Here is a 13,098-nt window from a genome sequence, read left to right on the forward strand (position 1 = left end):
TCTCACCACTTTGTGACTTCATTGCCGGAAAGGAAACCGGCAAACATGTCGCCGTAATCATGCGCCGGGCCGCATGCGCGGTCTTGAACACCCGAGAGGTAGGAGAACGAAATGAAGTGGAAAGCGATTGTGATGGCGACGGCTTTGGCCGGCATCGCACTAGGTTCGGTCGTCGCAGCCGACGGCACGCATGACTCCCGCATCGGGATGATGAAGAAGATCGGCGGCGCCACCGGAGCTCTCGGCGCGATCGCCAAGGGGGACAAGCCCTATGACGCCGATATCGTCAAGGCGTCGCTGACGACGATCGCCGAAACGGCCAAGGCCTTCCCGGATCAGTTCAACCCGCAGAGCGACAAGACCGATCCCGAGGTCAATCCGAAGATCTGGGACAATCTCGATGACTTCAAGGCGCATGCCGCCAAGCTTTCGACCGATGCCGAGACAGCGCTCGCCCAGCTTCCTGCCGACAAGGCGGGCGTCGGCGCGACGCTGAAGACCCTCGGCGCCAGCTGTGGCGCCTGTCATCAGGCCTATCGCATCAAGAAGGATTAAGCGGTAGGTCTAGAAATCGATCTTGGCATCCGCACCGGTTCTGCCGGTGCGGAGCCTTTTGGTTTTAGAGCTAAGGCTTGGGGTGGCGTGATGGCGCGGTTTATTCGATGGTTGCTTTGCCTTTTCGGCGTGATCATCCTCGGCGGCGGCGCATTTTACGTCATCACCGCACCGTCGCCTTTGCCGGCGAGCCATTGGGCCAATCTCGGCGATCCTGACGTCAAGAACGGTCAGATGGTTTTCTGGGCAGGCGGCTGCACGAGCTGTCATGCGGCTCCGGGCGCGCAGGGTGATGCCAAGTTGGTGCTTTCGGGCGGTCTCGCGCTGACGAGCCCCTTCGGTACTTTCCATGTGCCGAATATCTCGCCGGATGAGAAAGCCGGGCTCGGCAGCTGGACGCTTGCCGATTTCGGCAACGCCATGAAGCGCGGCGTCGGTAAAAACGGCGAGCACCTCTACCCGTCCTTTCCTTACGGCTCCTATACCCGCATGAGCGACAAGGACATCAACGATCTCTGGGCCTTCCTGAAGACGCTGCCGAAGAGCGACAATGTCGCTCCGCCGCATGAGCTGCCCTTTCCCTTCAACATCCGGCTGGCGCTCGGCGGCTGGAAGTTCCTCTATCTCAACGACCAGCCGCGTATCGTGCTCGCCAGTGCCGACGAGAAGGTCAAGCGCGGGCAATATCTCGTCGAAGGGCCAGGCCATTGCGGCGAATGCCACACCCCACGCGACGGTCTCGGCGGCTTCGTAAGCGGCCAATGGCTGGCGGGTGCACCCAATCCGGAAGGCAAGGGACAGATCCCCGATATCACGCCCGGCTCGAAGGCCATCGGCAGCTGGAGCGCCGGAGACATCGCCAACTACCTGGAAACCGGCTTCACCCCGGACTACGACTCCGCCGGCGGCTCGATGGCCGAAGTCCAGCAAAACATCGCCCATCTGCCGGCAAGCGACCGTGAGGCGATCGCGGCCTACCTGAAGGCGCTGCCGGCGAAATAGGCCTGGTGTTCAGGTCGCGCCCCAGCGCTTGGCGAGATAGAGATGGGTTTCATAATGCAATTCGAATACGCCGCCATGCGCGTTGATGGCATCGGCAAGTTCGAAAAGCAGCGCTTCTCTCCGATCCTCGCTCAAAAGCCGGTAGCTTGAAAGCGTCCGCAAAAGATCAGTATAGCTCTGCGCCGTGTGCGACCGGCTCCAGGAATAAGAGTGGTGCACCGGAGCTTCGAAATGGTCGGACTGCTGCAGCTCCCGATCAAAAGGGCCATCAGGCAGATACCATGTCTCCACGGGCGGGCCGGCAAGCTGCGGGGCATGGCGGGCGTAGATCCCCGCGAACTTGTCGGATAGTGGCGGTTCCGGCTTCATCGGTACATTGCCGAAGACGGCGAGTGTTCCTTCCGGCGCGAGGAGGGCGGCCGTCGCAGCGAAGCGCAGTTCCGGCGAAACCCAATGGAAGGATTGTGCCGCGAATATCAGCGTGAAGCTCTCCGGCTTGCCCGGCCATGCTTCGAAGGTGGTTTGCTCGAATCGCACTCGCGGAAATTCCGCCAATCTTTCCCGTGCAACTGCAATCAGTTCCGCGCCGGGATCAAGCGCGAGAATGGAGAGGCCACGGCGGGCAAAGCCCTCTGTCGCCTGTCCGGTGCCGCAGCCGATTTCGAGGACCTGATCCTTGGCTTCCAGCCCGGCAAAATCGATGACATCGGCAAAAAGCGCATCGGGATAGAGCGGGCGGGAAGTATTGTAGAGGCTGGCGACGCCATCGAATGTGAACCGCTGTTCCAAGTCGCATCTCCAGTTGCAGATCGAAGTCGACAGCCATTTTTCTAGCGCATTTCCGGTCAAGCTTGTAGCTACGGGATTCGGCAACAGGAGAGGGTGGTCGTGGACGCAAGGGTGGCGAGGAAGGTTCCTTATTTCAGCCAATGGGAAACGCCTGACATGACGTTGGCGGTCGTCGCCGAGGGCGCACAATCGGCCTTGCTGAAGGACCCGCTCTGGGCGTCATCCGGCGCAAGCACCGTCGAGGATTATGCCCGCTGGGCCGGCAATCTTTGCGGTATGGCCTGCCTGAAGATGGTGCTCGCCGCCCGCACCGGCAAAACCATCCCGATCATGGATCTGGCCATGGGTTGCAGGGAGTATGGCGGCTATGTCGAGGAGGTGGATGGCAGGATCAAGGGGCTGATCTACGCGCCGTTCGTTCCCTTCGTTCGCGATCGCTTCGGCCTCGAGGCCCGTGTCGTCACTGGGATTTCCGTTGCTGATATCGCCGATATCCTCTTGCAGTCGGAGTTTTTCATCGCGTCGGTGCATCATTCGATCCGCTGGCCAGAGACCGAGCCGCCGGCCAAGGGCGGCCATCTCGTGCTGGTGACGGCCGTCGACGGAAACAGCATCCGCTTCCACAATCCCTCCGGCCACGTCGATGCGACGCGCGAGAACGCGGAGATGCCGCTGGAGGTGTTCGAGAGGTTCTTTGCAGGCCGCGGGATTGCCATCGATCACTGAAGCATTTCCAAATGTGCATCGGTTTTTCGTCCGGAATGCGCAAAACCAGAAACACTCTAAAAATCAATATCGGATGGCGATCCTCTTAAAGGCCGGCATCAGGCGAGAGCCTGCAGGTAGCGCATGCCGGTGACCGGCCGCGGCTTGAAATCCATGTTTTCGTAGAAGCGGTGGGCCTGGAAATTGCCTGTTGCGGCGCCGACCGAAAGGTAGCTGCAGCCGGCCTTGCGGGCGATATCGCGGGCGCGGTCGACGAGATGCTGCCCAACGCCATGGCCGCGATGGCCGTCGCGCACGAAGAGATGGTGCAGGTCCATGCCGCGTTGGCCTTCCTGCGCCTTGTAGAGCGGCACGAGGATGGCGTAGCCGATCAGCCCCTGCTCGCCTTCCGCGACAAGCGCCGTGATCCAGGGCACGGGGCCGAAGAGGTCGCGCTCAAGCTGCTCCGGCGTCGTGCCGGAGGGATCGCCGTGGTGGGCGGCCAGCAGCCGGATCATGTCGTTAAGCTCCGGCAGGTCACGCGGCTGCGCGTTGCGGATGGTGAGAACCGGCGGGCGGAGAAGTGAGATGTCGCTATCGTCTAGCATGGCATTTTGCGTCCTTGTTTTTCAAATGAGCCGTCAGGACGCTGCCGATACAACAAAGCCGCCTGACGGCGGCTTGTTGACATATGATCTGTCTTGGCCGCCCGTTACAGGTACAGCCAAAAATACGAGCAGTTGTGGAGCGCGTGCGTGATCATGGGCGCATCAATGATCCGGTTCAGCGCGTTTGTCAATGGGGCCTCAATGCTCGTGTTCGCACAGGCCGTGGTCGGAGAGTGCACGGATCACATAGCAGTCTTCGATGCTGTGGCCATCGCAGTGCGAGACGATGCGCTCCAGTTCGTGCTCCAGCTTCTTCAGCCGCGCAATCTTGGTGCGAACGTCATCCAGATGTTCCTTGGCGATACGGTCGGCACCGATGCAGGGGCGGTCCGGATGCTGGCTGAGCGAAATCAGTTCCTTGATGGCATCGATCGTCAGTCCGAGGTCGCGGCCATGACGGATAAAGGCGAGGCGCTCGAGATCGGCTTTGGAGTAACGCCGCTGATTGCCTTCGCTGCGCTCGGGCTCCGAGATCAGGCCCATCTGCTCATAATAACGGATTGTCGGCACTTTCACGCCCGTCCGCTTGGATAGATCGCCGATGGTTAGCATTCAGAGTCCCCAATACCTCTAGTCTCTAGAGCAACATATGAGGCCCGTTCATGGAAATTGCAAGGCTAGGTAGCTGTACAGGCGGATGGGATACTCTGCTGGTCACCTCATCGTCCGATCGTCGCGACAAAGTAGGGCTTCCCATTCATCGTCACAAATAGTATACCCCCCTATATTATAATCGAGGCCACGATGTCCCATACCATTCGTCAGCAAGCCAAGCTCCTCTCTCGCGTCCGCCGGCTCAAAGGGCAAATGGAGGCGGTGGAGCGGGCGCTTGAGGCCGAGCGTCCCTGCGGGGAAATCTTGCAACTGCTTGCTTCCATTCGGGGTGCCCTAACGGGGCTGACCGGGGAGGTTCTTGAAGACCATCTGCAGGAGCACGTGCTGCATGCCGAAAGTGAAGAGGGCCGCCGGCAGGCGGTCGATGAGATTGCCGACGTGCTGAAGACCTATCTGCGGTGACGATTCGAGCGTTCAAAGAGAGACTAATGTCATGAGTATTTCTTCCGAAATGGGCCACAGCCACGTTTTTCTGGGCTCAGATCACCAGCGCAACGAGCGCCGCATCTGGGTCGTCATCGCGCTGACCGCCGTCATGATGGTGGTCGAGATCGGCGCGGGCACGATCTATGGCTCGATGGCGCTGCTTGCCGACGGCTGGCATATGTCAACCCATGTCAGCGCCATGCTGATCTCGGCGCTTGCCTATCTCTACGCCCGTCGGCATGCGCATAATGCACGCTTTACTTTCGGCACCGGCAAGTTCGGCGACCTCGCGGGCTTTGCCAGCGCCATCGTGCTGGCGCTGATCGCGCTCATCATGGGCTGGGAGAGCATTTTGAGATTGCTCGATCCGGTGGCGATCAATTTCCGCGAAGCGATTGCTATTGCGGTAGTGGGTCTTCTCGTCAATCTCGCCAGCGCCTGGTTGCTGCGCGACGACCATAGCCATCACCACCACGGCCACGCCGGCCATGGGCACAGCCATGGCCATGCCCACGATCATGACCATCATCATGAACACGGCGACGATCATCACCACCACGACCATGACCAAAAAGGTGGCAGGGACAACAATCTGCGCTCGGTCTATGTCCATGTCATTGCCGACGCGATGACCTCGGTTCTCGCCATCGTCGCCCTGCTGCTCGGCAGTCGTTTCGGTTGGACCTTCCTCGATCCGGTCATGGGCATCGTCGGCGGCCTGGTCATCCTGCAATGGGCATGGAGCCTGCTGCGCGCTTCCGGCGCCGTTCTCCTCGATTTCATTCCGCAAGGTGAGGATCTGCCTGAGGAGATCCGCGAAGCGATCGAGACGGACGAGGATCGCATCACCGATCTACATGTATGGCGGGTCGGCCCGGGGCATCATGCCGCCATCGTCGCGGTCGCAACGCCCGTCTCGCGCGATCCATCTTTCTACAAGGCGCGACTTGCCGAGATTCACGAGCTCTCACACGTGACGGTCGAAGTTACCGTCGACAAGGCGGCATAGAATCCGTTAGCAATCGGTCAGGTCAGAGGCTTGCCACATTCCTCGCATAGCCCAAGACCTGCCGATTCCGCTGGAGGCCTCTCATATGCCCACATTGCTCACGCGCCGCCGCCTCATGTCGGGCTCGGCGCTGCTTCTTCCCGCCCTGATGCTCGGCCCCGACGCGCTTTTCGCTGAGGATAGCGGCACGCCGGCGCAGACGCCTCCCGCAACGGACAATCCGGCAACGCCCGACGCCGGCGGCCAGAGCCCGCAAGGTGACAGCGGAGCTCAGGACAATTCGCAACTGTCCGACGATGTCGACAAGCAACTGGCCGATCTGGAAAAGAAGACCGGTGGTCGTCTCGGCGTCTCCGTGCTTGACACCGAAACCAATATTTCGCTCGGCCATCGTGAGGAGGAGCATTTTCCCCTGTGCAGCACCTATAAGGCGCTTGCCGTTGGCTTTGTGCTGGCGCGCGTCGATCAGGGCACGGAAAAGCTCGACCGGCGCGTCACCTATGGCAAGGACAAGGTCGTCACTTATTCGCCGGAAACAGAAAAGCATGCCGACGGCGATGGCATGACCATTGCCGAGCTCTGCGCAGCCGCAATCACGCTGAGCGATAATACGGCCGGCAATCTTCTGCTCGAAAGCTTCGGCGGCCCTGCCGCGTTGACCTCATGGCTGCGCACGACAGGCGACACCGAAACCCGCCTCGATCGCAACGAACCCGATGTCAATCAGGCCGTCAAGGAAGACCCGCGCGATACGACGACGCCGGATGCGATGCTGGATTCGATCGGCCTTCTGACCCTCGGCAATACGCTGTCGGAGACATCGAGGGATCAGCTGGTCAACTGGCTGGTCGCCAACACGACGGGCAACAATCGCCTGCGTGCCGGCCTGCCGAAGGAGTGGAAGGTTGGCGATAAGACCGGTACAGGCAATAACGGTTCCTATGCCGACATCGCGGTCATCTGGCCGCCGGAACGCGGTCCCGTTCTGGTCACAACTTTCGTGGCCGAGGCAACTGCGGATGCAAAAGACGTGGAAGCCGTTTTTGCTGAGGTCAGCAAGATCATCGTAGACATGGTCGGGCAATAGCGAGATTGATAATAAATAGAAGGCGATACGACCAAGATGTGAATCAGCTTCGTATCGTCTTCATGTAATCCGTCAGCATGTTTAGACCAGCGCCAGTGCTGAGGCTGCGCTGTCCGTTTCCTGATCGCCGTCCCCATCGGCATTGCCGGCGCCGAGCTTCTGTTTGATCTCATCGGCAATCTGGTCGTTGATCGCCTTCTGTTGGTCGGCCGGCAAGGACTTGAAAGAATCTTCCGTCAGGCCATGCGCTTCCAGATATTGTGCGCGGATCTTTTGGGCCGGCGTCATATTTGCCCATTTGGCAAACTCGTCGAGAATGTCCTGATCGGACTGTCCGCTTGACGATGCCGAGCTGCTGGTAGCACTCGCGCCAGACTGGTCGTCAGCGGAGCCTGATGTCGAAGACGAGGAATCACCGAACTGGCTGAGCCAGAGGCCGGACGAAATGGAGGAGGGGACGCCGCTGGAGGAAATGGAAGGCCCCTGCGTATCGTCCTGGTCGCCGCCACCGTCGCCCGGCAGCGAAAAGGGCGCGCTGTCGTCGCTGTCGCCGCTCTGCTGGCTGCGGATCGGCGCACTGAAATAGTTTTGGGTGCTGCTGTGCACTTTCATCATCATGTCTCCCAACAGGTTGTGGGGACGATGACTCTGCAAGCCTGTCTGGGGCTTGTGCGCTCAAGCGTCCTCAGGTGCCGCAAAAGGTCTGAAGCACCCGTTCTGTCGGCAATGGTGGTTCTGCATAGGGCGCAAAGCCTGGCTGATCCTCGTATGGGGTGGCGAGCACCTTCAGCAATGCTTCGAATAGAGAAAAGTCGCCGTCCTCCACAGCAGCCTCGATGGCCTGCTCGATCCGGTGATTGCGGGGAATGAAGGCGGGATTGACCTTGCGCATCGCCGCCGCACGCGCTGCCGGCGTCTGCGGATCGCGAGCAAGCCGCTCGCGCCAGCTTTCGAGCCAAGATGCCGCTAATTGCGGCTCGTTGAACGTAGCGGCGAAATCGGCCACATCTCCGTCTGCCGCGAGTGCGGCAAGCCGGCGGAAGGCGAGGGTGAAATCCGCGCCCTGCTGCTGCATCGTCGCCAAAAGCGACTGGATCAGCTCGAGATCGCCGTCCTCCTCGTTTGCAAGACCGATCTTGGCGCGCATGCCGGCAAGCCAATAGGCCTGAAAGCGTTCGCCATAGGCTTTGATGACCGTGTTCGCCAAATCGATCGCCGCATCGACGGAGGGGGCGATCAGCGGAATAAGCGTCTCGCCGAGGCGTGCGAGATTCCATTGGCCGATCGCCGGCTGGTTGGCATAGGCATAGCGGCCATTGCGGTCGATGGACGAGAAGACAGTCGCCGGATCATAGGCATCCATGAAGGCGCAGGGACCGAAATCGATCGTTTCGCCCGATACGGTCATATTGTCGGTGTTCATTACGCCGTGGATGAAACCGACATGCAGCCAGCGCGCAATCAGCGCCGCCTGCCGATCGGCCACGGCTTCGAGCAGTGCAAGATAGGGGTTCTTACGGTCTCGGATCTCCGGGTAGTGCCGGGCAATGACGTAATCCGCCAGGGTCCGCACACTCTCCGTATCGCCCCGCGCCGCAAAGAATTGGAAGGTGCCGACGCGAATATGACTTGCCGCGACACGCGTAAACACTGCACCCGGCAGCACCTCCTCGCGATAGACAGGTTCTCCGGTGATCACGGCCGCAAGTGCCCGCGTCGTCGGAATGCCGAGCGCGTGCATGGCCTCGCTGACGATATACTCGCGCAGAACCGGGCCGAGCGCGGCGCGCCCATCGCCGCGGCGGGAAAACGGCGTAGGCCCCGACCCCTTGAGCTGGATGTCCCGGCGCCTGCCATTCCGATCCTTCACCTCGCCGAGCAGGATCGCGCGTCCGTCGCCGAGCTGCGGAACGAAATTACCGAACTGGTGGCCGGCATAGGCCATGGCGATCGGCTGCGATCCCGGCAGCAGCTCGTTGCCCGAAAAGATTGCCGCCGCATTTTGTTTCAACGCTTCGACATCCAGCCCGAGTTCTCGCGCCAGCACCTCGTTGAACTTGATCAGCTGTGGCGCGGCAACCGGGGTCGGCGCCTGATCCGTGAAAAACTGCGGCGGCAGGCGCGCGTAGCTGTTGTCGAAGGCGACCGTCGGCGCCCGAAGGGCGGTATCATCGTGAAGAGGAGAGCTCATATTACTAAGGTAGGGCCGACGGAGAGGCGACGCAAGGCGCTTGCTCCAGGTAGGAAATCATCCTACTTTATCCTACCAGATAAGAGGATTTTGCGATGAACGAGAAACTGAGCATTTCACTCCCCAGTGAAATGGTAGCTGCGATCAAGGCGCGCGTCGATGCGGGGAGCTATGCCTCTACGAGCGAGGTGTTGCGGGCGGCAGTCCGGGTCTGGTTGCGGGAAGAAGAGGAATATCAGCAGCGGATCGTAGCGATCAGACAAAAGGTTGCCGCATCTTTGGATGACCCTCGGCCAAACTTGAGCGGACACGACGTAAAACAGCGCCTTGATGCTTTTTTTGACAAGCGTCGGTAGACATGGAGCGATATGCGGTCGAGTACCGCCCGGAGGCCGTGGAAAATCTGCTTGACGTCGCAGCTTACGTGTTCGAGCTAAGTCAGAATATCAGAACAGCGGAGGGATATATTGGTCGTATCTACGCGCGCTGTGAAAAGATCGGTGATGCACCGTTCGGAGGCGTTGCTCGAGACGACCTAGGTACCGGCATTCGCATGGCGGTTTTCGAAAAGAGCGTCGTCATCCTTTACACCATTGTCGAAAATACAGTCTGGATCACCAATGTCTTCTTTGGAAGCAGAGACTATGAGACCCTGTTGGCGCGTCCCTAGTCTTCCTCCAGCTCCCGCGCCATCTCCGCAAGCTTGCGCACCGTATTGAGATTTCTCGATGTTCCCGCCTTCAGCGCCGGCAGCTTCAGCTTCGAGCGTCCCGAGCCATCGGGATAATGCACGTAGATCTCCCTGCCGGCGATATGCACTTCCTCGCCGCCGGGTGCGACGAGTTTCTCCAGCGCATCCTCCGGTGCCGCTTCCTGCAGGAAGGTGACCAGCAGATAGTTCGGCTTGGCGTGCGGAAAGGGCGAATGTTCCGCAACCCTTTCGAGAGCTTCGCGGCAGCGCAGGATTACGCCGGGAGACTTGCCCATCTTCGTAGCCAGCGCCTTTTCAAGTTGAGCCAGCACCGTTGCCTCATCTGCTTCGGCGCGGAAAACCACATTGCCGCTCTGGATGTAAGTGCGCACATCCTGGAAGCCGATCTCTTCGCACAGTGCCTTGAGATCGGCCATGGACAGCATGCCGGTGCCGCCGACGTTGACGGCACGCAGCAGGGCAACGAAAACGGTCATGGCTTCCTCCCGCCGTCCGGCTTACATCTTCTCGGCGACTTTGACGGCGAAGGCGTATTCGAACGCGACTTCCTCCAGGCGCTGGAAGCGGCCGGAAGCGCCGCCATGGCCGGCATCCATATTGGTCTTCAGCAGGATGGGCGCGTCGCTCGTCGTCTTGTCGCGCAGCTTGGCGACCCACTTGGCCGGTTCCCAATAGGTGACGCGCGGGTCGGTGAGGCCACCGAGTGCGAGGATCGGCGGATAGGGCTTCTCGCCGACATTGTCATAGGGGCTGTAGGCGGCGATCTGCTCGTACTCTTCCTTGCTCTCGATCGGATTGCCCCATTCCGGCCATTCCGGCGGCGTCAGCGGCAGAGTGTCGTCAAGCATAGTGTTGAGCACGTCGACGAAGGGCACGGCGGCGATGATGCCGGCGAATTTTTCCGGCGCCATGTTGGCGACGGCCCCCATCAGCATGCCGCCGGCCGATCCGCCCTCGGCAATGATCTTCGCGTAAGAGGTGAACTTCTGCTGATTCAAATAGTCGGCGGCTGCGATGAAGTCCTTGAAGGTATTGGTCTTCTTTTCCATCTTGCCGTCTTCGTACCAGGCGAAGCCCTTATCCTTGCCGCCGCGGATATGGGCAATGGCGTAGACGAAGCCGCGATCGGCAAGCGACAGGCAATTGGTGTTGAAGCCGGCCGGGATGGTGACGCCATAGGCGCCGTAGCCATAGAGCAGGCAGGGGGCGGAGCCGTCCAGCGGCGTGTCCTTGCGATAAAGCAACGTCACCGGTACCGTCTCGCCGTCCCAGGCCGGCGCGAAGACGCGGCGCGTCACATAATCTTCCGGATTATGGCCGGAAGGAACTTCCTGTGTCTTCAGCAGCGTGCGCTCGCGCGTCACCATATTATAGTCGTAGAGCTGGCTCGGCGTCGTCATCGAAGAATAGGAGAAGCGGATGACATCCGTGTCGTATTCCGCCGCACCTTGCAGGCCGAGCGCATAGGCCTCCTCCTCGAAAGCGATCGCGTGTTCCTCGCCAGTACGGCGGTCGCGGATGATAATGCGCGGCAGGCCGTCCTTGCGCTCCAGCCAGAGGAGATGGCGGGCATAGGCGAGATGGCTGAGGATCAGCGTGCCTGGCTTGTGGGGCACGACCTCGCGCCAGTTTTCCTTGCCTGGGCTCTCCGCCGGCGCTTCCATGATCTTGAAATCCTTGGCGTCGCCGTCATTGGTGAGAATGTAGAAAACGTCGCCACCTTCGCTGATCTCATATTCGATCTCGGTTTCGCGCTCGGCCACGATCTTGGGCTCGGCGGTGAGATCCGAGGTCGGGATGATACGATATTCGCTGGTCTCGTGATCGTGAATGTCGATGAAGATGTAGTCGTCCAACAGCGAGCCGCCGACGCCCATGAAGAAGCCCGGATCCTCCTCCTCATAGACGAGCCGGTCGTCGGACTGCGGCGTGCCGATGATGTGATGGAAGATCTTCGAAGGGCGATGGTTCTCGTCCTGCAGTGTGTAGAAGAAGCTCTTGCCGTCAGGCGCCCAGACGGCGTCGCCGCCGGTGTTCTCGATCACGTCGGCAAGATCCTCGCCGGTCTCGAAATTGCGGATCTTCAGCGTGAAATATTCTGAGCCTTTGTCGTCATAGCCCCAGATGCCATGGCTGTGATCGGAGGAGTGATCGAGGCCAGAAAGACGGAAATAGGATTTCCCCTCATTCTCCTTGTCGCCATTCAGCAGCAGCTTGCGTTCCCCGCCGTTGCGCGGCTCGCGGAAGAAATGGGGCTGTTCGCCGCCGGTAACGAAAAGTGTGCCGTAAGCGTAGGGGCCATCCTTCATCGGTATCGAGCTGTCGTCTTCCTTGATACGGCCCTTCATCTCGCCGAAGAGGACCTTCTGCAGCTCCTTCGTGTCCGCCATCGCGGCGTTCATGTAAGTGTTCTCGGCTTCCAGATGCGACCGGATTTCCGGCGCCAGGATCGACGGGTCCTTGAACATGGCCTGCCAGTTGTCGGCCCGCAGCCACGCATAATCGTCGGTGCGGGTAATGCCGTGGCGTGTATCCGTAAACGGTTTTTTCGCAGCGGCGGGCGGGGTGGGAAGATTCTTGAAAACTGACACGAGGGGCGCTTTCTCTGGAGTGAAAGTCGGATGTGAAGTGAAGAGAGAAATAGAGGGCAGCGAGGTGAGGTTCAAGCGCCATGTCTGTCCCTCAAGCTTCATGCAAGCAGCCGATATTAGTTTTACTCGAACAGGCAGCCTGCGGGAGACCGCATCGCGGCGCTGCCTTGATGAGACCACATTCTTTATCGAAGTCGGCATACAGTGCGTCGACATGAAGGCGGTCAAAGCCTTCTCTGATGGAGCGAACGCACTCAAATCCAAAACAATGCAAGGGACCGGTCTTCATGCTGAAACTCTTCGCCATCCTGATTCCATTGGTTAGCGTCGCCACCTCCGCCTTCGCCGTCGATGCGGCTATCAAGAAGCAGTTAGAGAAGCTCGATCCGTCGGAGCGAATGGAGCAGGCATGCGATGCAGAGGCCATGAAGCGGATCGGTACGGACAAGACGGGGTTCAAGCCGGACAAGGTGATCGCCTACACATTCGGCGATCCGGATATGAAGCCGGATGCCATGAATGCCCCCGGTGCGGTCTTTCGCAGTAAGGGTGACTGGTATCACCTCTCCTATACTTGTGTGACCGGGCCGCAGCATATTCATGTCCGCGATCTGAGCTATCAGATCGGCGACAAGGTGCCGCGCGACGCCTGGCAGGAGCATTATCTTTACGATTGAGCGCCCGGATGAAGCACGAGGGGCCGCCCCGGAGATCGCTTCATGGCGGCCACGCTCCATTCTGAGGTAGT

At 60.1% G+C, this 13,098-nt stretch carries 17 protein-coding genes; 10 read left to right on the forward strand and 7 right to left on the reverse strand.

What is annotated here, in order from left to right:
• Positions 1–111 precede the first annotated feature (111 nt).
• Both AC13RC_RS02580 and AC13RC_RS02585 read left to right on the forward strand, forming a co-directional pair.
• Positions 112–555, forward strand: a complete 444-nt coding sequence (locus tag AC13RC_RS02580) for a c-type cytochrome (RefSeq protein WP_069616043.1) — start codon at positions 112–114, stop codon at positions 553–555.
• Positions 556–642: 87 nt separating this feature from the next.
• Positions 643–1,557, forward strand: a complete 915-nt coding sequence (locus AC13RC_RS02585) for a cytochrome c (RefSeq protein WP_488556407.1) — start codon at positions 643–645, stop codon at positions 1,555–1,557.
• Positions 1,558–1,566: 9 nt separating this feature from the next.
• On the opposite strand, the gene AC13RC_RS02590 is transcribed toward AC13RC_RS02585, so the two are convergent.
• Positions 1,567–2,346 carry a class I SAM-dependent methyltransferase gene (locus AC13RC_RS02590; RefSeq protein ID WP_488556408.1) on the reverse strand — a complete coding sequence of 260 codons (780 nt, stop codon included), beginning with the start codon at positions 2,344–2,346 and terminating at the stop codon, positions 1,567–1,569.
• Between the two features lie 156 nt (positions 2,347–2,502).
• On the opposite strand from AC13RC_RS02590, the gene AC13RC_RS02595 reads away from it, so the two are divergent.
• Positions 2,503–3,072, forward strand: a complete 570-nt coding sequence (locus AC13RC_RS02595; protein WP_488556743.1) for a cysteine peptidase family C39 domain-containing protein — start codon at positions 2,503–2,505, stop codon at positions 3,070–3,072.
• A gap of 98 nt (positions 3,073–3,170) precedes the next feature.
• Here AC13RC_RS02595 and AC13RC_RS02600 read toward each other — a convergent pair whose 3' ends face one another.
• Both AC13RC_RS02600 and AC13RC_RS02605 read right to left on the reverse strand, forming a co-directional pair.
• Positions 3,171–3,659, reverse strand: a complete 489-nt coding sequence (locus tag AC13RC_RS02600; protein WP_069616046.1) for a GNAT family N-acetyltransferase — start codon at positions 3,657–3,659, stop codon at positions 3,171–3,173.
• 198 nt (positions 3,660–3,857) lie between these two features.
• Positions 3,858–4,271 (reverse strand): MerR family transcriptional regulator, encoded by a 414-nt coding sequence (locus AC13RC_RS02605; RefSeq protein WP_113330772.1) that lies wholly within the window; start codon positions 4,269–4,271, stop codon positions 3,858–3,860.
• A gap of 192 nt (positions 4,272–4,463) precedes the next feature.
• Between AC13RC_RS02605 and dmeR the strand changes: the two genes are divergently transcribed.
• The 3 genes from dmeR to bla all read left to right on the forward strand — a co-directional run bounded on the left by dmeR (position 4,464) and on the right by bla (position 6,856).
• Entirely contained in the window at positions 4,464–4,736 is a 273-nt protein-coding gene (gene dmeR / locus AC13RC_RS02610) for a Ni(II)/Co(II)-sensing transcriptional repressor DmeR (protein ID WP_113330773.1), read from the forward strand.
• A gap of 31 nt (positions 4,737–4,767) precedes the next feature.
• Positions 4,768–5,769: a CDF family Co(II)/Ni(II) efflux transporter DmeF gene (gene dmeF / locus AC13RC_RS02615; protein WP_488556409.1), complete on the forward strand. Its 1,002-nt coding sequence runs from the start codon at positions 4,768–4,770 to the stop codon at positions 5,767–5,769.
• 85 nt (positions 5,770–5,854) lie between these two features.
• Positions 5,855–6,856, forward strand: coding sequence for a class A beta-lactamase (gene bla, locus AC13RC_RS02620; protein ID WP_145320721.1), 1,002 nt, complete (start codon positions 5,855–5,857; stop codon positions 6,854–6,856).
• A gap of 81 nt (positions 6,857–6,937) precedes the next feature.
• On the opposite strand, the gene AC13RC_RS02625 is transcribed toward bla, so the two are convergent.
• Both AC13RC_RS02625 and AC13RC_RS02630 read right to left on the reverse strand, forming a co-directional pair.
• Complete coding sequence (locus tag AC13RC_RS02625; protein WP_488556410.1) at positions 6,938–7,474, reverse strand: hypothetical protein; 537 nt, start codon at positions 7,472–7,474, stop codon at positions 6,938–6,940.
• A 67-nt stretch (positions 7,475–7,541) separates the two neighbouring features.
• On the reverse strand, positions 7,542–9,047 hold the full coding sequence (locus AC13RC_RS02630; protein ID WP_488556411.1) for a protein adenylyltransferase SelO: 1,506 nt from the start codon (positions 9,045–9,047) through the stop codon (positions 7,542–7,544).
• 95 nt (positions 9,048–9,142) lie between these two features.
• Between AC13RC_RS02630 and AC13RC_RS02635 the strand changes: the two genes are divergently transcribed.
• Together AC13RC_RS02635 and AC13RC_RS02640 are read left to right on the forward strand one after the other, a co-directional pair.
• Positions 9,143–9,403 carry a ribbon-helix-helix domain-containing protein gene (locus AC13RC_RS02635; RefSeq protein WP_113354008.1) on the forward strand — a complete coding sequence of 87 codons (261 nt, stop codon included), beginning with the start codon at positions 9,143–9,145 and terminating at the stop codon, positions 9,401–9,403.
• A 2-nt stretch (positions 9,404–9,405) separates the two neighbouring features.
• A complete protein-coding gene (locus AC13RC_RS02640; protein WP_113330778.1) occupies positions 9,406–9,717 on the forward strand; it encodes a type II toxin-antitoxin system RelE/ParE family toxin in 312 nt (103 codons plus the stop codon).
• Here the strand turns inward: AC13RC_RS02640 and AC13RC_RS02645 are convergent.
• Both AC13RC_RS02645 and AC13RC_RS02650 read right to left on the reverse strand, forming a co-directional pair.
• Positions 9,714–10,235, reverse strand: a complete 522-nt coding sequence (locus tag AC13RC_RS02645) for a DUF1697 domain-containing protein (protein ID WP_488556412.1) — start codon at positions 10,233–10,235, stop codon at positions 9,714–9,716. The two genes, AC13RC_RS02640 and AC13RC_RS02645, sit on opposite strands and share 4 nt — an antisense overlap.
• A 21-nt stretch (positions 10,236–10,256) precedes the next feature.
• Entirely contained in the window at positions 10,257–12,350 is a 2,094-nt protein-coding gene (locus tag AC13RC_RS02650; protein ID WP_488556413.1) for a S9 family peptidase, read from the reverse strand.
• Here AC13RC_RS02650 and AC13RC_RS02655 point away from each other — a divergent pair.
• Positions 12,337–12,675: a hypothetical protein gene (locus tag AC13RC_RS02655; protein ID WP_488556414.1), complete on the forward strand. Its 339-nt coding sequence runs from the start codon at positions 12,337–12,339 to the stop codon at positions 12,673–12,675. The genes AC13RC_RS02650 and AC13RC_RS02655 overlap by 14 nt on opposite strands.
• Positions 12,638–13,027, forward strand: a complete 390-nt coding sequence (locus tag AC13RC_RS02660; protein ID WP_069616056.1) for a DUF930 domain-containing protein — start codon at positions 12,638–12,640, stop codon at positions 13,025–13,027. Before AC13RC_RS02655 ends, AC13RC_RS02660 begins: the two co-directional genes overlap by 38 nt.
• Positions 13,028–13,098 lie beyond the last annotated feature (71 nt).

It is taken from the genome of Martinezella sp. CNPSo 3890, assembly GCF_057784455.1.